Source organism: Mycobacterium sp. FW102-FHT13B02, from assembly GCF_058790275.1.
Map to the genome: position 1 here is coordinate 113,748 of NZ_JBYTCM010000009.1, position 20,524 is coordinate 134,271.

20 protein-coding genes are annotated in these 20,524 nt (G+C 66.1%); 13 read left to right on the top strand and 7 right to left on the bottom strand.

The annotated features are described in order from the left end of the window. Positions 1–31 precede the first annotated feature (31 nt). Entirely contained in the window at positions 32–1,243 is a 1,212-nt protein-coding gene (locus AC3WTE_RS17455; protein ID WP_492439582.1) for a M20 family metallopeptidase, read from the top strand. Beyond that, positions 1,240–2,409, top strand: a complete 1,170-nt coding sequence (locus AC3WTE_RS17460) for a M20 family metallopeptidase (RefSeq protein WP_492439393.1) — start codon at positions 1,240–1,242, stop codon at positions 2,407–2,409. The genes AC3WTE_RS17455 and AC3WTE_RS17460 overlap by 4 nt, the downstream gene beginning before the upstream one ends. A 58-nt stretch (positions 2,410–2,467) precedes the next feature. Here the strand turns inward: AC3WTE_RS17460 and AC3WTE_RS17465 are convergent, their stop codons facing one another. Together AC3WTE_RS17465 and AC3WTE_RS17470 are read right to left on the bottom strand one after the other, a co-directional pair. Further along, complete coding sequence (locus AC3WTE_RS17465; protein WP_492439394.1) at positions 2,468–3,355, bottom strand: type IV toxin-antitoxin system AbiEi family antitoxin; 888 nt, start codon at positions 3,353–3,355, stop codon at positions 2,468–2,470. Positions 3,356–3,536: 181 nt separating this feature from the next. Next, entirely contained in the window at positions 3,537–4,004 is a 468-nt protein-coding gene (locus AC3WTE_RS17470) for a gamma-glutamylcyclotransferase family protein (RefSeq protein ID WP_459366356.1), read from the bottom strand. A 60-nt stretch (positions 4,005–4,064) separates the two neighbouring features. Here AC3WTE_RS17470 and AC3WTE_RS17475 point away from each other — a divergent pair, with 60 nt between their 5' ends. From AC3WTE_RS17475 to AC3WTE_RS17490, 4 genes are all read left to right on the top strand, one after another. Continuing rightward, positions 4,065–5,480, top strand: a complete 1,416-nt coding sequence (locus AC3WTE_RS17475) for an NAD(P)H-quinone dehydrogenase (protein ID WP_492439396.1) — start codon at positions 4,065–4,067, stop codon at positions 5,478–5,480. Positions 5,481–5,552: 72 nt separating this feature from the next. Then, positions 5,553–7,310 carry a glycerol-3-phosphate dehydrogenase/oxidase gene (locus AC3WTE_RS17480; protein ID WP_492439398.1) on the top strand — a complete coding sequence of 586 codons (1,758 nt, stop codon included), beginning with the start codon at positions 5,553–5,555 and terminating at the stop codon, positions 7,308–7,310. Further along, on the top strand, positions 7,307–8,170 hold the full coding sequence (locus tag AC3WTE_RS17485; protein ID WP_492439400.1) for a pseudouridine synthase: 864 nt from the start codon (positions 7,307–7,309) through the stop codon (positions 8,168–8,170). Before AC3WTE_RS17480 ends, AC3WTE_RS17485 begins: the two co-directional genes overlap by 4 nt. Positions 8,171–8,244: 74 nt before the next feature. Continuing rightward, complete coding sequence (locus AC3WTE_RS17490) at positions 8,245–9,015, top strand: SDR family NAD(P)-dependent oxidoreductase (protein WP_492439402.1); 771 nt, start codon at positions 8,245–8,247, stop codon at positions 9,013–9,015. A gap of 12 nt (positions 9,016–9,027) precedes the next feature. Here the strand turns inward: AC3WTE_RS17490 and AC3WTE_RS17495 are convergent, their stop codons facing one another. Then, on the bottom strand, positions 9,028–10,209 hold the full coding sequence (locus AC3WTE_RS17495; RefSeq protein ID WP_492439404.1) for an NAD(P)/FAD-dependent oxidoreductase: 1,182 nt from the start codon (positions 10,207–10,209) through the stop codon (positions 9,028–9,030). 135 nt (positions 10,210–10,344) lie between these two features. Between AC3WTE_RS17495 and AC3WTE_RS17500 the strand changes: the two genes are divergently transcribed. Together AC3WTE_RS17500 and AC3WTE_RS17505 are read left to right on the top strand one after the other, a co-directional pair. Then, on the top strand, positions 10,345–10,611 hold the full coding sequence (locus AC3WTE_RS17500) for a UBP-type zinc finger domain-containing protein (protein WP_043397744.1): 267 nt from the start codon (positions 10,345–10,347) through the stop codon (positions 10,609–10,611). Positions 10,612–10,734: 123 nt separating this feature from the next. Further along, the gene (locus AC3WTE_RS17505; protein ID WP_492439406.1) at positions 10,735–11,373 is read left to right on the top strand and encodes an HD domain-containing protein; all 639 of its coding nucleotides are present in this window, start codon (positions 10,735–10,737) and stop codon (positions 11,371–11,373) included. Between the two features lie 32 nt (positions 11,374–11,405). Here AC3WTE_RS17505 and AC3WTE_RS17510 read toward each other — a convergent pair whose 3' ends face one another. After that, positions 11,406–11,951, bottom strand: a complete 546-nt coding sequence (locus AC3WTE_RS17510; protein WP_492439408.1) for a YceI family protein — start codon at positions 11,949–11,951, stop codon at positions 11,406–11,408. A gap of 123 nt (positions 11,952–12,074) precedes the next feature. On the opposite strand from AC3WTE_RS17510, the gene AC3WTE_RS17515 reads away from it, so the two are divergent. Next, on the top strand, positions 12,075–13,220 hold the full coding sequence (locus tag AC3WTE_RS17515; protein WP_492439409.1) for a GTP-binding protein: 1,146 nt from the start codon (positions 12,075–12,077) through the stop codon (positions 13,218–13,220). 6 nt (positions 13,221–13,226) lie between these two features. On the opposite strand, the gene AC3WTE_RS17520 is transcribed toward AC3WTE_RS17515, so the two are convergent. Then, complete coding sequence (locus AC3WTE_RS17520; protein WP_492439411.1) at positions 13,227–13,838, bottom strand: TetR/AcrR family transcriptional regulator; 612 nt, start codon at positions 13,836–13,838, stop codon at positions 13,227–13,229. Between the two features lie 141 nt (positions 13,839–13,979). Here AC3WTE_RS17520 and AC3WTE_RS17525 point away from each other — a divergent pair, with 141 nt between their 5' ends. Genes AC3WTE_RS17525 through AC3WTE_RS17535 form a run of 3 tightly spaced genes read left to right on the top strand, consistent with a single transcriptional unit; the run spans position 13,980 to position 17,775 of the window. Then, on the top strand, positions 13,980–14,426 hold the full coding sequence (locus AC3WTE_RS17525; protein WP_492439412.1) for an MmpS family transport accessory protein: 447 nt from the start codon (positions 13,980–13,982) through the stop codon (positions 14,424–14,426). Further along, a complete protein-coding gene (locus tag AC3WTE_RS17530) occupies positions 14,423–17,332 on the top strand; it encodes an MMPL/RND family transporter (RefSeq protein ID WP_492439413.1) in 2,910 nt (969 codons plus the stop codon). Before AC3WTE_RS17525 ends, AC3WTE_RS17530 begins: the two co-directional genes overlap by 4 nt. After that, on the top strand, positions 17,329–17,775 hold the full coding sequence (locus AC3WTE_RS17535) for a hypothetical protein (protein WP_492439415.1): 447 nt from the start codon (positions 17,329–17,331) through the stop codon (positions 17,773–17,775). Before AC3WTE_RS17530 ends, AC3WTE_RS17535 begins: the two co-directional genes overlap by 4 nt. Positions 17,776–17,878: 103 nt before the next feature. Here the strand turns inward: AC3WTE_RS17535 and AC3WTE_RS17540 are convergent, their stop codons facing one another. Further along, entirely contained in the window at positions 17,879–18,244 is a 366-nt protein-coding gene (locus tag AC3WTE_RS17540) for a hypothetical protein (RefSeq protein ID WP_492439417.1), read from the bottom strand. 253 nt (positions 18,245–18,497) lie between these two features. Here AC3WTE_RS17540 and AC3WTE_RS17545 point away from each other — a divergent pair, with 253 nt between their 5' ends. Then, positions 18,498–18,851 (top strand): hypothetical protein, encoded by a 354-nt coding sequence (locus AC3WTE_RS17545; RefSeq protein WP_492439419.1) that lies wholly within the window; start codon positions 18,498–18,500, stop codon positions 18,849–18,851. A gap of 67 nt (positions 18,852–18,918) precedes the next feature. Here the strand turns inward: AC3WTE_RS17545 and AC3WTE_RS17550 are convergent, their stop codons facing one another. After that, positions 18,919–20,463, bottom strand: a complete 1,545-nt coding sequence (locus AC3WTE_RS17550) for an RNA polymerase sigma factor (protein WP_492439421.1) — start codon at positions 20,461–20,463, stop codon at positions 18,919–18,921. Positions 20,464–20,524: the final 61 nt, after the last annotated feature.

Sequence of the window (20,524 nt, forward strand, 5' to 3'; positions counted from 1 at the left end):
CGGCCAAACGGGCCGGTGCGATACTTCCATGATGCTCACGGGAGACGCACTGCAGATGGTGACCGATGCCGTCGCGCGCCACCGTGCCGATCTGATCGAGCTGTCACACTCGATACACGCCGAGCCGGAACTGGCTTTCGCGGAGCATCGCAGCTGCGCCAAGACCCAGGCGCTCGTGGCCGAACGTGGGTTCCATGTCACCGCGGCCGCCGGCGGTCTGGACACCGCGTTCCGGGCCGACTACGGCAGCGGCGATCTGGTGATCGGCATCTGTGCCGAGTACGACGCGCTGCCCGGCATCGGACATGCCTGCGGACACAACATCATTGCCGCGTCGGCGGTCGGCACGGCGCTGGCGCTGGCCGAGGTCGCCGACCAACTCGGCATCACCGTGGCACTCATCGGAACCCCGGCAGAAGAGGCCGGCGGTGGGAAAGCGTTGCTGCTGAACGCCGGTGTGTTCGACGACGTTGCGGCGTCGGTGATGCTGCATCCCGGCCCGGTGGACATCGCGGGTGCGCGTTCCCTGGCACTATCCGAGGTGTCGGTGGCCTATCGCGGGCGCGAGTCGCACGCTGCGGTCGCTCCGTACTTGGGTATCAATGCGGCCGACGCGGTGACGGTCGCTCAGGTGGCGATCGGTCTGTTGCGTCAGCAGCTGGTGCCCGGCCAGATGATGCACGGCATCGTCACCGACGGCGGTCAGGCGCCGAATGTCATTCCGGCGCATGCGGAATTGCTGTACACGATGCGCGCCACCGACTCGGCGTCGCTGGACGAGCTGGAAGTGCGGATGTTCTCCTGCTTCGCCGCGGGGGCACTGGCGGCCGGCTGCACGCACGAGGTGACCGAGGTGTCGCCGCGGTACGACGCGCTGACCCCCGACCCGTGGCTGACGGCGGTCTTCCGGGCCGAGATGGAGCGGCTGGGCCGCACTCCGCTGCCGGTGGACCTGGAAGTATCTGTACCCCTTGGCAGTACCGACATGGGCAACATCACGCAGGTGATGCCGGGTATCCATCCGGTGGTCGGGATCGAGGCCAACGGGGCGTCGATCCACCAACCCGAGTTCACCGCGGCGGCGGCGGGGCCGAGTGCGGACAAGGCCGTCACCGAGGGGGCGATCATGTTGGCGCGCACGGTGGTTGCGCTGGCGCAGGCCCCTGCCGAGCGGGCCCGGGTTGTGCAGAAGATGGCGGACCGGGCAGCGGTTCAGCGACAAGTGAAGGCAGGGCGCGGATGACCCTCTCGGACCACGCCGAGCGCTGGCTGGCCACGAACTACGGTGACCTGGTCGGGTGGCGGCGGCATCTGCACGCCAACCCGGAGTTGGGCCGGCAGGAGTTCGAGACCACCAAATTCGTCGCGACGCGGCTCGCCGAGGCCGGGTTGAACCCGAAGATTCTGCCCGGCGGCACCGGCTTGACCTGTGATTTCGGCCCCGAGGACCGGCCACGGATTGCCCTGCGCGCCGACATGGACGCGCTACCGATGGACGAGCGAACGGGCCTGCCGTTCGCCTCGACGGTCCCCAACGTCGCACACGCCTGCGGACACGACGGCCACACGGCGGTGCTTTTGGGCGCCGGGTTGGCTCTCGCGTCGGCGCCGACGCTGCCGGTTGGTGTGCGCCTGGTGTTCCAGGCCGCCGAGGAACTGATGCCTGGTGGCGCGCTGGACGCGATCTCCGCCGGTGCGCTGGCAAGCGTATCGAGAATCTTTGCGCTGCACTGTGATCCACGGCTGGAGGTGGGCAAGGTCGCCACCATTGCCGGGCCCATCACTTCGGCGGCCGACCAGATGGAGATCACCCTGCACTCGCCGGGTGGGCACACGTCCCGTCCGCATCTGACGGGTGACCTGGTCTACGCGCTCGGCACGCTGATCACGGGGGTGCCCGGCATCCTGTCCCGTCGCGTGGACCCGCGGCACAGCACCGTGATGGTGTGGGGCGCGGTCAATGCCGGGTTCGCCTCGAACGCCATACCGCAGACCGGAACCCTGGCCGGAACCATCCGCACGGCCAGCCGCGACGCCTGGTTGGACATGGAATCGATTGTCCGCGAGATCGTTTCGTCGCTGCTGGCACCGCTCAACGTCGATCACACGGTGCTGTACCGGCGCGGCGTGCCACCGGTGGTCAACGAGGAACTGTCGACGCGGATCATGACCCACGCCATCGAAGCGCTGGGCGCGGAGGCCCTGGCCGACACCAAGCAATCCGGTGGCGGCGAAGACTTCTCGTGGTACCTCGAAGAGGTGCCGGGCGCCATGGCCCGGCTCGGCGTCTGGCCGGGCGTCGGGCCGCAACTCGACCTCCACCAGCCGAACTTCGACCTCGACGAACGCGCCCTCGGCGTCGGCGTCCAGGTGCTGGTCAACATCATCGAGCAGGCCGCGGCCTTTTAACCGCGAGCGTGCGTGTTTGCGGGCGACACGCGGACATTTCCGTGCACTTTGGGCGCTGTCAAGCGGCCCGAGCGTGACGCAACTGCATCGCAATCCGAGCTACCAGGTCGTCGGGCCGGCGTCGGACGTCCTCGAAGATGATCGGTACCACAGTCCACTGGATGTCCATCAGCGCTGACGTTCGGCTGCGGTCGGACAACATCGCTTCGGTGCCGCTGTGCCAATCCATGCCGTCGTACTCGGCGGCAACTCGATACTCGGGCCAAGCAAAATCTAGGCGGCGCAATTGCCCACGGCCGTCAAGGATTTCGTACTGAAGTTCAGGGACAGGTAGACCACCATCGATCATCACGAGCCTCGCTTCGCTCTCCATTGGAGACTCCGCGCGGGGATCTGCCAATGGCAGCAGTTCGCGGACCGCAACGATGCCGCGGCGTCCTGCCTGTTTCGTCAGTGCGCGGGCAAGTTCTACGCGGTCGCAAGTGCCTGACCGCAACGCCGCATCCAAGGTAGCCAGCGCACGGGACCGACGTAGCGCGCGGGCGACTTCGACGGCGGTCCAGGCTGCGGTGGTGGCTGGCCGGCGCTGGACCTCTGCCATCGGAGCGTCCTCACGGCGGTGTACCACCAATCCGTCCGCATTTCGGAGCTGGTGGTGCGGGGGATTGAGGACGTGCAGGTCCTTCGGGTTCTCGGTGTCAAAGCCGTACAGCGCCGCCGCGGTGCCGAGGCAGACGGGAACGACGGCACCGGCGGAGAGATCGAGCCCGCGCAGCCGGGTCCAGTCGTCCGGCTCGCCGCGGCAATAGACCCCTTGCCAGATGCGTTGCAGCGCTCCGGTTCTGAGGTCTTCGTTGAACTCCCGCCGGGACTGCAGATCGAGGATCTGGCCGCTGGTGGCTACAGAGCCCTGGCTTTCCAACAATGCTTTGAGATCGGCATTCATGCTCCGAGCATGAAGTCGCATCGCGATCATCGGCAGTGACCGCGCGCCATCTGTGGATCGATCACGGACTGTGGATAACTGGCGCTGTCGAAATCGTCACACTCATGGGCGTCGAGCGCGACGTACCCGCACGCGAACGGCGGAGTGTCGCCCGCAAACACGCACGCTCGCGGCCAAAAAACTAAGGCCCGATGTTGCGGGACGGGCGGGTGCGGAGGTGGTGGACGTAGTCCGCGGGGGCGCCGGCGATCTCGGCGGCCTCGGCCATGACCCCGAGGTACCGAGCCGAGGGCAGCCCGCCCTCCCAGGCGTCGACCACATACAGCCAGGCGAGCACCGGCTCGGTCGAGGTGTCCGACGACACTCGGTGCACCCGGCACCGGATTTTCTTGTGGATCCCCAGCTCGGAGCCTTCCCAGCGGTCCAGGCGTTCCTCGTCCTCGCGGGTCATGTCGTAGAGCACGACGAAGACCTTCTCGAGCGGATCCTCGACCAGCGTCGCCAGCGCGCCCTCCCAGCCGATGTCGGCGCCGGCGAACGTCAGCCGCCAGCCGTGCAGCCACCCCGTGGCCGCCATCGGGGAATGAGGGGCCCGCTGAAGCATCTGCTCCGGATGCATGTTCGATCCGTAAGCGGCGTAGAGCGGCACTCGGCAAGCCTACGGCTTGTTGTCGGGCGTCGGGCACCCAACTCAGGGTTAGATGTAGCCGTGGTTTCGCGCATCGTGATTATCGGAGGCGGTCCCGCCGGGTATGAGGCAGCCCTCGTTGCCGCCGGTTACGGCCCTGAGGCAACGCAGGTCACGGTCATCGACCGTGACGGTATCGGTGGCGCGTGTGTGCTGTGGGACTGCGTGCCGTCCAAGACGTTCATCGCTTCCAGCGGCGTGCGAACCGAGCTGCGCAGGGCCGACGGGCTGGGCTTCGACATCAAGATCGAGGACGCCAAGATCTCGTTGCCGCAGATCAACAACCGTGTCAAGACACTGGCGCGCAGTCAGTCGGTCGACATCGGCGGTCAGCTGCTGCGGGCCGGGGTCAATGTGGTGGCCGGCTGCGGTGAGCTGGTCGACAGCATCCCCGGTATGGCCCATCACCGGGTCAAGGTCACGACGCCCGACGGCCGAACCGGAGTTCTGAAGGCCGACGTCGTGCTGATCGCCACCGGCGCAAGCCCCCGGGTGCTGCCCAACGCCATACCCGACGGCGAACGCATCCTGAACTGGCGGCAGCTGTACGACCTCACCGACCTGCCCGAGCACCTGGTCATCGTGGGCTCCGGTGTCACGGGCGCCGAGTTCTGCAATGCCTACACCGAACTCGGCGTCAAGGTCACCGTGGTGGCCAGCCGCGACCAGATCCTGCCGCACGAAGACTCTGACGCCGCCGCGGTGCTCGAGGAGGTGTTCTCCGAGCGGGGTGTGACGTTGGTCAAGAACGCCCGCGCCGATTCGGTGGTCCGTACCGAAACCGGCGTCAAGGTGAGCCTGGCCGACGGCCGCGTCGTGGAGGGCAGCCACGCGTTGATGAGCATCGGGTCGGTGCCCAACACCTCGGGCTTGGGGCTGGAGAAGGCCGGCATCGAGCTCGGCCCCGGCAACTACTTGACGGTCGACCGGGTATCGCGCACCTCGGCGTCGGGCATCTACGCGGCGGGCGACTGCACGGGTCTGCTGCCGCTGGCCTCGGTGGCCGCCATGCAGGGCCGCATCGCGATGTATCACGCGCTGGGTGAAGGGGTTTCGCCGATCAAGCTGCGGACGGTGGCGGCCGCGGTGTTCACTCGCCCGGAGATCGCGGCAGTCGGGGTGCCGCAATCGGCGATCGATGCCGGCACCGTCCCGGCCCGCACGCTGATGCTGCCGTTGACCACGAACGCGCGCGCGAAGATGTCGTTGGTGCGGCGCGGTTTTGTCAAGATTTTCTGTCGACCGGCGACGGGTGTGGTGATCGGTGGTGTCGTGGTGGCGCCGATCGCCTCCGAGCTGATCCTGCCGATCGCGCTCGCGGTGCAGAACCGGATCTCGGTGACGGACCTGGCCCAGACGCTGTCGGTGTACCCGTCATTCTCGGGCTCGATCGTCGAGACGGCACGCCGGCTCATGGCTCACGACGATCTGGACTGACACGCGAACGAGGCCGACCACGTAGGCTCGGGTCGCAAGGCCTACCGACGAGTAACCACGAGGAGTTCCGCCGTGAGTGACCCGATTCCCGGCCCGGGCAACGGTCAGACCCTGCTGAGTCCCGCGCAGCGCGACACCGCGTGGAACCGGCTCGGTGCCGAGCAGTTCGACGTCATCGTGATCGGCGGCGGCGTCGTCGGCGCCGGTGCAGCGCTCGACGCGGCGACCCGGGGGCTGAAGGTCGCACTGGTCGAGGCGCGCGATTTCGCGTCCGGCACCTCGAGCCGCAGCAGCAAGATGTTCCACGGTGGCCTGCGCTACCTCGAACAGCTCGAATTCGGCCTGGTGCGTGAGGCGCTGCACGAACGCGAACTGTCGCTGACCACATTGGCGCCCCACCTGGTGAAGCCGCTGCCGTTCCTGTTCCCGCTGACCAAACGGATCTGGGAGCGCCCCTACATCGCCGCCGGCATTTTCCTGTATGACCAGCTGGGCGGCGCCAAGTCGGTGCCCGCGCAGAAGCACCTCCTCAAGGCTGGGGCGCTGCGGCTGGCTCCCGGGCTCAAGCGCGGTTCCTTGATCGGCGCGATCCGTTACTACGACACCGTGGTCGACGACGCCCGGCACACCATGACCGTTGCCCGCACCGCCGCGCACTACGGCGCCGTCGTCCGCACCTCGACGCAGGTCGTGGCGCTGCTGCGCGAAGGCGACCGGGTCACCGGCGTGCGAGTTCGCGACTCCGAGACCGGCGCGGTGACCGAGGTGTGCGGCCATGTGGTGGTCAACGCCACCGGGGTGTGGACCGACGAGATTCAGGCCCTGTCGAAGCAGCGCGGCCGCTTCCGGGTCCGCGCCTCGAAGGGCGTGCACATCGTCGTGCCACGGGACCGCATCGTCAGTGAGGTGGCGATCATCCTGCGGACCGAGAAGTCGGTGCTGTTCGTCATCCCGTGGGGTACACACTGGATCATCGGCACCACGGACACCGATTGGAACCTCGACCTGGCGCACCCGGCGGCGACCAAGGCCGACATCGACTACATCCTCGGGCACGTCAACAAGGTGCTGGCCACCCCGCTCAACCATGACGACATCGATGGCGTCTACGCGGGCCTGCGGCCGCTGCTGGCGGGCGAGAGCGAGGAGACCTCCAAGCTGTCCCGCGAGCACGCCGTCGCGGTGCCGGCGCCGGGCCTGGTGGCCATCGCGGGCGGCAAGTACACGACCTACCGGGTCATGGGTGAAGACGCCATCGACGCGGCCAGCGAGTTCGTGCCGACGCGGGTGGCGCCGTCGATCACCGAGAAGGTGCCGCTGCTCGGGGCCGACGGCTACTTCGCGCTGATCAACCAGACCGAACACGTCGGCCAGCACTACGGCCTGCATCCCTACCGGGTGCGCCACCTGCTGGATCGCTACGGCTCGCTGATCGGCGAGGTGCTGGACATGGCACACACGAATGCTGCGGTCCGACCTGACCTCTTGGAGCCCATCACCGAGGCGCCGGTGTATCTGAAGGTCGAGGCCTGGTACGCGGCCGCGGCGGAGGGTGCGCTGCACCTCGAGGACATCTTGGCCCGCCGCATGCGGATCTCCATCGAGTACCAGCACCGCGGTGTGGACTGTGCCCGTGAGGTCGCGGAAGTTGTTGCACCCGTGCTGGGTTGGAGCGCCGAGGACGTCGACCGCGAGGTTGCGACGTACCTGGCCCGGGTCGAAGCCGAGGTGCTGTCCCAGACTCAGCCCGACGACGAATCGGCAGATGCGTTGCGGGCGGCGGCTCCCGAGGCCCGGTCGGAGATCCTCGAGCCGGTACCGCTCGATTGAGCCTGCCTGCCCGTCTCGGCTACGAGGGGATCGGACCTGCTCGTCTGCGGGTGCACGGCGGGCCGGTGCTGGCCGAGCTGCACACTCGGTTCGGTGCCGACGCGGCCGCGAAAGTGCTTGCCGGCGAGGTGTTTTGCGCTGACGGCTCCGTGGTCACGGAGGCAACCGAGCTGCCGGCCGGGGCGTTCATCTATTGGTACCGGGACCTGCCCGATGAGGTCGTCGTCCCGTTCGACGCGCCCGTGCTATACCGCGACGAGAACATCGTCGTGGTCGACAAGCCGCACTTCCTGGCCACCATGCCCCGCGGTGGGCACGTCGTCCAGACGGCACTGGTGCGGCTGCGGCGGGCCCTCGGGTTGTGGGAGCTGTCGCCGGCCCATCGGCTGGACCGGCTGACCGCGGGTGTACTGGTGTTCACCGTGCGGCGCGAGGTCCGCGGTGCCTATCAGACGATGTTCGCCTCGGGTGCGGTGTCCAAGACGTATCTGGCGCGGTCATCGGCTGGAACACTGCCCGAGCCCGTCGAACTGCGCAACCGGATTATGAAGCGGCGCGGGTCTTTACAGGCTGTCGTGGAGCCGGGCGAGGTGAATGCGGTGACTCTCGTTGAGCCGGTTGAGGATGGGCTGTTCCAGCTGACGCCGTCGACGGGTCGCACTCACCAGCTGCGGGTGCACATGAACTCGCTCGGGCTGCCGATCGATGGTGATCCGTTGTACCCCACGGTGCTTGATGTCCCTGCCGGCGATTTCTCGACGCCGCTGCAGTTGTTGGCTCACCGGCTCGCTTTTGTCGATCCGGTGACCGGCGAGCAGCGCGAGTTCGTCAGTGCGCGGACTCTGGACGGCGGCGTCTAGGTCGGGGCACGGCAGAGCCACTCAACGGTGCGGGCCGGGTCAGGTCAGCTGCCCCCTGTGGTCTACTGCTAGCCATGGACCGCACCACATTTGACCGCCTGTTCGACATGACCGGCCGCACCGCCATCGTGACCGGCGGGACGCGCGGCATCGGCCTCGCGATGGCAGAGGGGTTCATCCTGGCCGGCGCCAATGTGGTGGTGGCGAGCCGCAAACCCGACGCCTGCGAGGCCGCCGCCGAGCACCTGCGTGGCCTGGGCGGCAAGGCGATCGGCGTGCCCGCGAACATGGGCGACCTCGACGATCTGGACCGGCTGGTGGACGCCACCGTGGCGGAGTTCGGTGGCATCGACGTTCTTGTGAACAACGCGGCCAACGCACTGGCCCAGCCGCTGGGGGAGATGACGCCCGAAGCGTGGGCCAAGTCGTATGACTCCAACTTGCGCGGTCCGGTGTTCCTCGTGCAGAAAGCGTTGCCGCACTTGAAGGCCAGCCCGGCCGCGGCCGTCCTGAACATGTCATCGGTGGGGGCATTCCAGTTCGCGCCGTTCGTGTCGATGTACGCCGCGGGCAAGGCGGCACTGCTCTCGTTCACCCGGTCGATGGCGGCCGCCTACGCGGCCGACGGCATCCGGGTCAACGCCATCGCGCCCGGTCCGGTCGACACCGACATGGTGCGCAACAATCCGCAGGCGGTGATCGACGCGATGGCTTCCAACACGCTCATGAAGCGCCTGGCCAACCCCGACGAAATGGTGGGTACGGCGCTGCTGTTGTGTTCGGGCGCAGGCAGTTACATCACCGGGCAGGTCATCATCGTCGACGGTGGCGGAACGCCGCGCTAGAGGCGCCGACGATCAGTACGTATGCAGGGGACCGTGCCGTTTCCCGTACATCACCCTGAGAGCGCAGTCGCGTACGAGGCCTTTGTCGAGGAGCTTGATGCCTGCGTTCGGAATGGCAGGGATCCCAGCGAGCCGGTGGCCGCCCCGGCCCATTCGGTACTCCCTGCCCCAGGCGGCCTCCAGGCGCTGGGTGTAGTTGGTGAAGTCGCCGGGACCGCCGTTCTGCAGCGCCGCGATCACGCATTCGCCGGCGACCACACCGGATTCGAGCGCCTTCGAGATGCCCGCACCCGAAACCGGTTTGGCGGCGCCGAGTGCGTCGCCGGTGAAGACCACGCCCGGACGCCACGGCGGCCACGCGGTGAAACCCATTGGCAGGCGCCAGGCCCGCACACTCCTGCTCTTCTGCAAGTCCGTAATCGGTGGCAGGTCCCAGTCGCGCGGCAGGGACCGCAAGAACTCGCCGAGTTGCCGCGTGGCGTTGATCGCCTGCCAGTTCCGGTAGCAGTTGACGTAGCCCACACCGATGTTGAACCTGCCGTTGCCCATCGGGAACACCCAGCCGTAGCCGGGCAACTGATCGCCCTGAAACTGCAGCTTGAGGTAGATGTCGAACGAATCGGTGTCCGGCCGGTTCAGATGCATCTCCGAACGGATCGCGATGGCCGAGTAGCCGTTGTACTCCGAATGGATGTTCAGTGCGCGCTTGACGGGCGAGTACGCGCCGTCAGCCGCGATGACGGCATCCGCCGAGATCTTCTCTCCGGTCTTGAGGACCACACCGACCACCCGGCCGTTGCCATCGAGCTCCGGTCCGGCCACTTCGGCGCCCTCGCGCACTTGCGCCCCAGCCTTCTCGGCGTGCCTGAGCAACACGGTGTCCAGGTGGGTGCGGCTGACGGTGTGTCCGTGGTCGGGCATGCCGGGCCGCCTCGGAAAGGACATCTCCCACCGACTCGGGCTGAACACCGTGACGCGATTGATCCGGTGGAACGTGGCCACTTCGTCTGCCAGGCCCATCTTCTGCAGGTAGCTCACGGCCCGCGCGGTCAATCCGTCACCACACGGTTTGTCCCGGGGGAACTCCGCCTTGTCGACGACCAGCACCTTGGCGCCTGCCTGCGCCGCCTGCCATGCCGCTGCGGCACCCGACGGGCCGCCACCGGCAACGACGACGTCATAACGTTCTGTCACGTATCCGCCACTCCGTCCCGAATTTGGTCCAGTTCATCAGCTTTCAGGCGATGCCGCCAGATGACGACGGCGGGGTCGATGTTCAGTCCGGCCGCATCCCAGTGATCCCGGCGTTGCGGGGTTACGGTGGAAACCGTGGCTTCGATCTTCGGCGACTCCCACCTGAAAAATGTCCGCCTCGTCACCCCGCAGACCACCAAGGGATGTCAGGACTGCATCGCGGCCGGTACCCGCTGGGTGCATCTACGACTGTGCCTGACGTGCGGGCACGTCGGCTGCTGCGATTCGTCACCGATGCGGCATGCCAGTGCGCACGCGCAGACGCCGGGACACGAGATCGTGCAGTCGTTCGAGCCGGGCGAGAACTGGCGGTGGTGCTACGTGCACGAGAAGTACGTCTGAGCTCCCGCCCGGATTTCGATGTCCTAATTTGTGGGATGCCTGGCAGCTCGCGCCCTGTAGGTGTGGCCGGTCCTCGGACAAAATGGAATGTATCCAATTAAGTCCGACGGAAGGTTGTCTGTCATGACCGAAGTTATTGCAGAGGTGACGATTCCGGATACCGAACTGGCCCGGGAGGCCACCTCGATCGTTCGGAAGGCGACCGACGACACCTTGTTCAACCACTCCCGCCGGGTGTTCCTGTGGGGGTCGTTGAAGGCGGCCGCGCGGGGCCTCGATGTCGACCCGGAACTCGCCTATGTGGGCGGGATGTTCCACGATCTGGGGCTGACCACGGAGCACGGCACCAAGTATCAGAGGTTCGAGATCGACGGTGCCGACATGGCTCGAAAACTGTTGCTGGACTTCGGCCGTAGCGAGCAGGACGCGACGGATGTGTGGCTGGCGATCGCGCTGCACACCACACCGGAGGTCCCGCACCACCTGGCACCCGAGGTCGCGGTGGTGACCCTGGGCGTCGAAACCGACGTCATCGGCCTGGGTCTCGACGAGATCAGCGACCAGCAGCGTGCCGAGGTGATCGCCGCCCATCCGCGTCCCGACTTCAAGAACCGCATTCTGCGGGCGTTCCACGACGGCATGGTCGATCGTCCGGACACGACGTTCGGGACCATGAACGACGACGTACTGGCGCACTTCGATCCGTCGTTCAAGCGGACGAATTTCGTTGACCTCATTCAGGACAACGCCTGGCCGGAGTGAATGCGTGAATCCGGCCCGGCGTCGTTCCTGGATCAGGCTTGTTTGACGGCTTCGATGTCCAGGGTGATGGTGACCTTGTCGCCGACGACGGCGCCACCGGTCTCCATCGGCAGGTCGAGGTCGACGCCGAAGTCCTTGCGGTTGATGACAACTGACGCTTCGTAACCGGAGACCTCGCCATGGCCCATGCCGGGGCTCACGCCGTTGAATTCGAGGCCAAGGGTGACCGGCCGGGTGTTGCCCTTGATGGTCAGGTTGCCGTCCAGCAGGTACGACGCCCCGTTGGGCCGTACTGCGGTCGAGGTGAAGGTCGCCACCGGATGGTTCTCGGCGTCGAAGAAGTCGGCCGACTTGACGTGGCCGTCGCGCTGCTCGTTGCCGGTGTTGAGGGATGTCACGTCGATCTCCGCGGTGACCGACGGCGTGCCGTCTTCGGCAATGGTGATGACGCCACTGAAGTTCTCGAACTTGCCGCGGACCTTGCTGACCATCAGATGGCGTACCGAGAATTCGACGGTCGAGTGGGCGGTGTCGATTGCCCAGGTGCCGGCGCTGATGGGAGTGGTTGCGGTGGTCATATGCCTGTCCTTCGTTGGTGGGAGTGCCGGCTCGTCCGGACTCTGAATGGCCAACCGGACTGCGGTCCGAATTATTCCGGCGCCCGACTCGCGCTCCTTAATGAAAATGATTATCGTTAGTGGATGCCTACGACGACCGCTGACCTCATCCCGGTGACCGTGCTTTCGGGTTTTCTGGGAGCCGGTAAGACCACGCTGCTCAATCACATCCTGGCCAACCGGGACGGTCGCCGGGTGGCGGTGATCGTCAACGACATGAGTGAGGTGAACATCGACGCGGCGCTCGTCGCCGGCCAAGGGCACCTCGACCGGACGGAAGAAAAGCTGGTCGAACTCACCAACGGATGTATCTGCTGCACCCTGCGGGAAGACCTCATCACCGCGGTGGCCGAGCTGGCTCGCCAGAAACGATTCGACCAGATCGTGATCGAATCGACGGGCATCTCCGAGCCCATGCCGGTGGCGGCCACCTTCAGCTGGGAATTCGAGGACGGGTTCGTTCTCTCCGAGCTCGCCCGCCTGGACACGATGGTCACCGTCATCGATGCGTGCACGTTCCTGCCGGAGTTGGCGCGCGGGGAGGCGCTCGCCGACCGCGAGCTGGCGGTGGCCGACGGCGACGGCCGCAACATCGCCGAATTGTTGGTCGATCAGGTCGAGTTCGCCGACGTGATCCTGATCAACAAGACCGACCTGGTCAGTGCCAAAACGGTTGCGACCGTGGAGGCTCTCGCCCGGCGCCTCAATCCCAGGGCACGGATCGAGCGCACCGAGCGCGGGATCGTACCGCTGGCAACCGTTTTGGACACGGGGCTGTTCGACCCGGAACTCGCCGCGGAAGCACCCGGATGGGATGAGGAGATCGCGAACGGACACGCTCCGGAAACGGAGGAATACGGCATCAGCAGCATGACGTTCCGCGCCGATCGCCCGTTCCATCCCCAGCGCCTTGCCGATGTCCTCGACCAGGTGCGGGGCCTGCTGCGCAGTAAAGGCTTCTGCTGGATCGCCACCCGGCCGAACATCGCCGCCATCTGGTCACAGGCCGGGCCCAACCTCACCATCGAACCCGCCCAGTACTGGACGAGTACCGACCTCGAGCCCAGTCAAGAGATCGTCTTCATCGGCATCAAACTCGAAACCGACAAGGTGCGAGCGCTTCTTGACTCAGCGCTCCTCACGAACGACGAAGTGGCTGCCGGCACCAACGCCTGGCTGCGTTATGCGGATCCCCTGCCGGCCTGGACCGCGGCGCACAGCCACGTCTGACGGGGTCTACTGCGCGCTCGGTGCGAGATCGCCGAGTAGGTAGCGCTGCAGCGTGACCCCGAGATCGGCGGCGAGTTGTTCGTTCGAGCGATTGGCCAGTGGCTCGAGTCCGATGACGTACCGCGCCAACGCGAAACCGTTGACCTGTGACATGACCAAGGCGGCGCGGTAGTCGGCATCGGCGGAGCCCAGTCCTTCCGCGATGGGTGCAATGATCTTGCGCGCCAGGAAGTCCCGCACCAGTCTGGCCGCCTCAGGTTCGGCGGTGGCCGCGCGCACCATGCCGATCATCGGCCGCCGCCGAACCTCGTCCTCGAGCACGTCCAGGATGAATGTCGCCAGCCGTAGGCCCGCGCTGTCTCTGTCGCCGTCGAGCACCCGGCCGATGATCACCGCAGGTTCGACGGGTAGTTCGACCACCGCGAGGAACAGGTCCCATTTCTTGCCATAGAAGTGGCTGACCAGAGCGGGGTCGACGCCGGCCTGCAGTGCGACCTGTCGCAGGGACGTGCGCTCGTATCCGAGTTCCGCGAACAGCTTTCGTGCGGTCTCCTCGATGGCCTCGCGGGTGCCGTTGGGCCCCGGGCGGCGTCCGCCGCGGGAGGGTCGCTGGGCCATTCGACTCCCTCATTCACAGAATTCATTACGTGTTGAATTATAGCCCCGACGGGTTTAATGTCATACCGTCAACCTTCTTGATTAGCCACGCTAGAGAGACGTTCCGCGCAGTCCACGCATGCCGGTGCGAAAGGGTAACGGATGCAGCGGTTTCCGATCAGGCGCCAGCTGGGTCGCCACTGGATGTATGTGGTGGCGGTGGTGGTGGTTGTGATCGCCGGGTTCGCGGTGTTCCGGCTGCACGGCGTTTTCGCCTCGCATGACGTCACGTCCACCCCGAACGGCGCGGTGAATGACATCGTGCCGTTCAACCCCAAGCATGTGGTGATGGAGGTCTTCGGACCGCCGGGCGCCGTCGCCACTGTCACCTACCTGGACGTCAACGCTCAACCGCAGCGCGCCGACGCCGTCAGGTTGCCCTGGGCCTACGACACGACCACCACTCAGCCGGCGGTGTTCGTCAACGTCCAGGCCCAGGGCGACAGCGACTCGATCGGCTGCCGCATCACGATCGACGACGCCGTCAAAGACGAGAGAACGGTCAACACCGTGCACGCCTTCACCTACTGTCTGGACAAATCCGGATGAGCACCAACCGCGTTCCGGACTTCATCCGCCGATACTCGGTGCTCATCGCCTTCTTCTGGCTGGCGCTGGCCGTGGTGACGAATGTCTTTGTGCCGCAGTTGGAGACGGTGGCCGAATCGCATAACGTCTCGCTGAGCCCGACAGACGCGCCGTCGCTACAGGCGGCGAAGCAGATCGGCAAGGTGTTCCACGAGTTCGATTCCGACAGTTCGGCGATGATCGTCCTCGAGGGCGACCAGCCGCTGGGGGCCGCCGCGCACCACTACTACGACGGCCTGATCGACAAACTCACCGCCGACACCAAACACGTCCAGCACGTGCAGAACTTCTGGGGCGACCCGCTGACGGCAGCCGGATCGCAGAGTGCGGACGGCAAGGCGGCGCTGGTGCAGGTCTACCTCGCCGGCAACCAGGGGGAGTCGCTGGCCAACGAGTCCGTCGACTCTGTCCGCAGGATCATCGAGAACACGCCGCCGCCACCGGGTCTCAAGGTGTACCTCACGGGCGCCGCGCCCCTGATCACCGACCAGTTCGAGGTCGGCCGTCACGGCACCCTCAAGACCACGCTGATCACCATCGGCGTGATCATGGTGATGCTGTTCTCGCTCTACCGCCGATTCACCACGGTGATCATGGTGATCTTCACGGTGATGATGGAACTGACGGCGTCGCGCGGCGTCGTCGCCTCGCTGGCCAACGCCGGCATCATCGAGTTGTCGACGTACTCGACAAACCTGTTGACGCTCTTGGTCATTGCCGCCGGCACCGATTATGCGATCTTCATCCTCGGCCGGTTCCACGAAGCCCGCTACGCCGGGCAGGACCGCGTCACCGCGTACAACACGATGTATCACGGGACGTCGCACATCATCCTGGGATCGGGGCTGACCATCGCCGGTGCCGTGTTCTGTCTGACGTTCACCCGGCTCCCGTACTTCCAGAGCCTCGGAATCCCCGCCGGGACCGGCGTTCTCGTCGCCGTGGTCGCCGCGTTGACGCTCGCACCCGCGCTGCTGGGTATCGGCAGGCACTTCGGCCTCTTCGAACCCGTGCGTCAGCTGCAGACCCAAGGCTGGCGGCGCATCGGCACCGCCATCGTGCGGTGGCCCGGCCCCATCCTGGTCGTCACCGTCGCGGTGGCCCTGATCGGCCTGATCGCCCTGCCCGGATACAAGACGAGCTACGACACCCGCCCGTACATGCCTGCCAGCGCCCCGGCCAACATCGGCTACGCTGCCGCCGAACGCCACTTCTCGCAGGCCCGGCTCAATCCCGAACTGCTGATGATCCAAGCCGACCATGATCTGCGTAACTCCACAGACATGATCCTGCTGGAGCGCGTCGCGAAGGCGGTCTTCCACACCGACGGCATCGCGCAGGTGCAGTCGATCACCCGACCGCTCGGCACACCTCTGGACCACTCGTCCATACCATTCTTGATCAGTGCCGGAAATTCCGGGCAGATCAACAACCTGCCCTTCCAGCAGGCGCGTAGCGCTGACCTGCTCAAGCAGGTGGATGTGATCAACAAGTCGATCGACATTCTGCGGCAACAGTATTCGCTGCAACAGCAATCGGGCGCCCTCACCCATGAGCAGGCCAAGGCGTTTCAGGACACCGTCGCCACCGCCAAGGACCTGCGGGACAAGATCGCCAATTTCGACGATTTCTTCCGGCCGTTGCGCAATTACTTCTATTGGGAGCCGCATTGTTTCGACATCCCGATCTGTGCCGCGCTGCGGTCGGTCTTCGACGCACTCGACGGCATCGATGATCTGACCGATCAGCTGGGCGATGTCGCCGGCAGTATCGGGAAACTCGATGCGCTGCAGCCGAAACTGCTCGCGCTGATCCCGCCGCAGATCGCCAGTCAGCAGACGAACCGCGAGCTGACGATGACGAATTACGCCACCAACTCGGGCCTCAACGATCAGGCCGCCGCGTCGCTGCAGAACGCCACCGCATTGGGGCAGGCGTACGACGCGTCGAAAACCGACGACTCGTTCTATCTGCCGCCGGAAGCGTTCACCAACCCCGAGTTCCAGCGCGGCATGAAGCTGTTCATGTCACCGGATGGCAAGGCCGCGCGGATGATCATCACGCACGACGGCGATCCCGCTACGCCGGAAGGCATTTCGCACATCGCCGCCATCAGGCACGCGGCGCAGCAGGCCGTCAAGGGCACTCCGCTGGGCGGATCGAGGATCTATCTTGCCGGCACGGCCGCCACCTACAAAGACATCCAGGAGGGCGCCAAGTACGACCTCATGATCGCCGGTATCGCCGCGCTGAGCCTGATTCTGCTGGTGATGATGTTCATCACCCGAAGCATTGTCGCGGCCTTGGTCATCGTCGGCACCGTGGCACTGTCGCTGGGCGCCTCATTCGGCCTGTCCGTCCTGATCTGGCAGGACATCTTCGGCATCGACCTGTACTGGATCGTGTTGGCGCTGGCCGTGATTCTGCTGCTGGCGGTGGGGTCGGATTACAACCTGCTGCTCATCTCGCGGTTCAAGGAAGAGATCCACGCCGGCATCAATACCGGCATCATCCGCGCGATGGCCGGCTCCGGCGCGGTGGTGACCTCGGCCGGGCTGGTGTTCGCCGCGACCATGGCGTCCTTCGTGTTCGCCGACCTGAGGGTGCTCGGCCAGATCGGGACGACAATCGCCCTCGGTCTGCTGTTCGACACATTGATCGTCCGGTCGTTCATGACGCCGGCCATCGCCGTGCTGCTCGGGCGGTGGTTCTGGTGGCCGCTCAAGGTGCGGCCGCGCCCGGCCAGCCAGATGCTGCAGCCCTACGGATCCCGGCAGTCGGTGCGTCAGCTGCTGCTGTGGGAGGACGGCGATCCCGCGGTCAGTGGATCGGGTGCAGGTGCGCGAAGCCACGGAGGAGACGCATGACGGGCATGGAGCTGTGGGGCGGCCTGACAATCCTCGCCGGGCTGATGGCACTGACCTTCCTCGCGTGCGTCTTCGTGTACGTGCGGGGGCTGGAGCGGCGCCCACCCGCCGTATTGGGCGAACAGGTTGGTGCCCACAAAGCGGTACTGGCCAAAGTGCGTGAAGGTCAACCGATGTCGCAGGACGAGATCGACTATGCGAACGAATTGGTGTCGGACGCCGGCTCGCCGCTCGCCTACGCGATACCCGCAGTCCTTTTCACCATGGGCTTCTTCTACGTCGTCGGGTGCCTCTACGAGCTGCAGGTGCACGGTGGCCATCCGTCGTTTCGCACTTTCATCGGCGGTATCCCGATGCTCACGTCGATGAACATCTTCGGCCAGCTGCACCGGGTGGCACGACTGAAAAAGCGCCTGCCCGCGAATCCGTCGCTGGTGGCGTAATCGCCTACCGGTTGCCGAACGCCTTTGCCGCCAAATCGATCTGGGCCGAGGCGGCGAGAGTCTGGCTGCGGTTCTCGACGTGCAGCGCGGCCTGCAGACTGTGCTACGAGAGCTGCCTGGTCGGCAGCGGCTCGCCGCGGGGGATCAGCTTGGTGCCGGGCTTGGGGTGCTGTCCCGACTGCGCGTCGGCGGGCGGCCAAATGCAGAAGCCGTGGTGGTAGTCGCTCGAACTCCACGATCCGCCGGTGTTGAGGCAGCAGTCGTGTGTGGCGATGTCGGCGTCGTCCTGGGTGGGCGGATCGTGGGGAGCATGGCTGATCATCTCCTTGTAGCAGGCCAGGAACCCACCGTCGCCCCGGTTGTTGTCGACGGCGCCGGCCGTCGCCGCGGTGCCGAGCCCGAGCGTCGCGATCATGAGCGCGACTGCTGCCAACGACAGCTTCCGAGCGTGGGTGTTGTTGTGGGTCATGGCTGCCTCCAAGTGTGATGTCAGGCCCCATGGCCTGCGTTCACCTGGTAGGAGCGGACGGCCTCGGCAATTCCCACACTTCTTGGCAGACGTCTGCGCGAGTTGCGGTCCCTGGTACGCCACGGTGCGGCGTAGCAGCGGAACCGAGGTGGCGCAGATGTCCTCCGAAAAAGTGTGGGAATCCCAGCGTCCTGACGCTCCTAGTACACGAACGCGGCCGACAGGGGCCGGGTACGTCCTGAAGGAGATCATCATGGCCAGCACCGCATCAACCCGGCAGCGCGTCCTCGCTGCGACCGCCAAGTTCGTCATCGCATCCGGCGTCGTTGCCGCCGGTGCCACGGCGCTGTCGCCTCTCTCTCAGGCCGATGCGCAGTTCGACGCCTTCAAGGAGTCGTGCCTCACCAACCCGGGCGCCTACGCCGCGGGAGCGGTCCGCGGCTCGTACCGGTTGGAGGTCGTCCCCGGCAAGGAGATGGACCAGATCTGCTCGCTGTACGGCGCGGCGGGTTTCCACCCAAACGGCAATTGGCTGGGGGACTACACGCGGCAGACCTACATCCAGAACCCCGTCGGTGTGCCTCATCCGCTGGCGGTGATCCACTGAAGTCGGCGAGATCGAAGACGGCCCGTCATCCCTGAGGTGACGGGCCGAATTCGTTTGTGCGACAGTGCTATCCGAGTGGTCCCGACGGCTGGATACAGGCCGGCGGGACACAGTTGTTCGACCCGCCTTCCTGGCGTGGTGGTAGGTGTCCGGGGGCCGGTGCTCGTCCGGTCGACGCCGTCGGCGGTGTCGATGGCGGCTTGGGTGGCTGGGGCGGGCCGGGATCGACGATCGGTCCGGATTTCGGTGGCGTGACGGGACCCTCGTCACCGCCCGGGGGCGTGACAGGACCACCCGAATTGATCGGGGGAGTCACGGGACCACCCGGCGTGCTCGGGGGTTGCACCGGCGGGACCGGCCGGGAGCGGTGCGGAGATGCCACCGGCGGATCGGGATTGCCCGGCAGAATGATCGGCGCCTGGCTGACCGGCGGCGCCACGGGTCCGGTCGAATCAGTTGGTAGTGCGGTCCGTTCCGTGTTGCCCGCCGGCTCTGTCGGGCTGGGCGGCGCCAATTTGAGGTGGTTCTCGTTGGGTGTGTTCGGCGTCGACGGAGCTGACGATGACGACGGCTGACCGGTCACGCTCGTGTGATCGACGTTGAAGACCTGAGGCGTACTCAGGTAGACAGCACCGCCGGCCGCCACGAGTGCGGCGACCCCGGTCACCGCCAGGGCGTGGCGTCTGAGATAGCCGGGCTTTGAATCTTTCTGCGCATCGGGCAGATCAGAGACGTCCACGTCGTGCGGTGGCCACCATGAGTGGTTTGCAGCAGGCGATCCACCTGAGCTGGCACCCGGAAGGACGTCGCCCGCGTGTGCCAGCGTCGCCTCGCGCAGCCACTCGGGCGCCGGGATGAGCAGCGGTGTACTGCCCAGCAAGGCGGTGGGAGTGACCATCTTGGTGCGCTGCTCTTCGCAGACCGGGCAGGAATCTATGTGTCGCGCGGCGCGTTTGCGCATCAGTACCGTGAATTGGCCGTCCCAATTGTCGAGGATCGTGGCCAGTTCGGGGCACCGCTGCGGATCGGCGCGGACCTGCCTACATACCAATAGTGCGCCCAGGGACCGGGCGATGGTCTCCCGCAACCGTTCGACCAACGTGTTGGCGTTTTTCGCTGAGACTCCCAACGCTTCAGCAAGTTCGGGGCCAGTCAGCCCTTGGCGGTAGGACAACTCCAGTATCAACTGATCGCGATCGGCGAGGCCGCCGCAGGCGTCGCCGATCAGTTTCGCAAGCTCGCTGCGCGCCGCCAGAGTCGCCAAATCCGGTTCCCCGCTGACGATTTCGGGCAGCTCGTCGCTGGGCTGTTCGCGGCGACGAGCCCGGATCCGGGCGAGTGCCTCGTTGCGGGCGACCGCATACAGCCAGGAGCGCAGACGATCGGGCTCGCGGAGTTGATCGAGACGGCTGGCGGCCGTGACGAAGACGTCCTGGACGCAGTCCGCAGCGGCATCGCGGTCTCGCAGCATGCCGATGCAGAAGTCGTACAAGCGGCTGGCATAGCGGTCATAGATGGCGGCGAAGGCCGCCCGGTCACCCGCCGCGGCGGCAACCGCGAGCGCCGCGTCGTCGTCGTCGGCTGCTGCCGACCTCGCGTGGGCACTGGTCACGGCGGACTCCCGGCAAAGTCAAGAAATTCATCATGGCTGTCTCACCAGTCAGGAGCAACCA

Coding starts and splice junctions, on each gene's coding strand:
- AC3WTE_RS17455 (WP_492439582.1), top strand. CDS start 32: ATGCTCACGGGAGACGCACTGCAGATGGTGACCGATGCCGTCGCGCGC.
- AC3WTE_RS17460 (WP_492439393.1), top strand. CDS start 1,240: ATGACCCTCTCGGACCACGCCGAGCGCTGGCTGGCCACGAACTACGGT.
- AC3WTE_RS17465 (WP_492439394.1), bottom strand. CDS start 3,355: ATGAATGCCGATCTCAAAGCATTGTTGGAAAGCCAGGGCTCTGTAGCC.
- AC3WTE_RS17490 (WP_492439402.1), top strand. CDS start 8,245: ATGGACCGCACCACATTTGACCGCCTGTTCGACATGACCGGCCGCACC.
- AC3WTE_RS17505 (WP_492439406.1), top strand. CDS start 10,735: ATGACCGAAGTTATTGCAGAGGTGACGATTCCGGATACCGAACTGGCC.
- AC3WTE_RS17510 (WP_492439408.1), bottom strand. CDS start 11,951: ATGACCACCGCAACCACTCCCATCAGCGCCGGCACCTGGGCAATCGAC.
- AC3WTE_RS17515 (WP_492439409.1), top strand. CDS start 12,075: ATGCCTACGACGACCGCTGACCTCATCCCGGTGACCGTGCTTTCGGGT.
- AC3WTE_RS17520 (WP_492439411.1), bottom strand. CDS start 13,838: ATGGCCCAGCGACCCTCCCGCGGCGGACGCCGCCCGGGGCCCAACGGC.
- AC3WTE_RS17525 (WP_492439412.1), top strand. CDS start 13,980: ATGCAGCGGTTTCCGATCAGGCGCCAGCTGGGTCGCCACTGGATGTAT.
- AC3WTE_RS17530 (WP_492439413.1), top strand. CDS start 14,423: ATGAGCACCAACCGCGTTCCGGACTTCATCCGCCGATACTCGGTGCTC.
- AC3WTE_RS17535 (WP_492439415.1), top strand. CDS start 17,329: ATGACGGGCATGGAGCTGTGGGGCGGCCTGACAATCCTCGCCGGGCTG.
- AC3WTE_RS17540 (WP_492439417.1), bottom strand. CDS start 18,244: ATGACCCACAACAACACCCACGCTCGGAAGCTGTCGTTGGCAGCAGTC.
- AC3WTE_RS17545 (WP_492439419.1), top strand. CDS start 18,498: ATGGCCAGCACCGCATCAACCCGGCAGCGCGTCCTCGCTGCGACCGCC.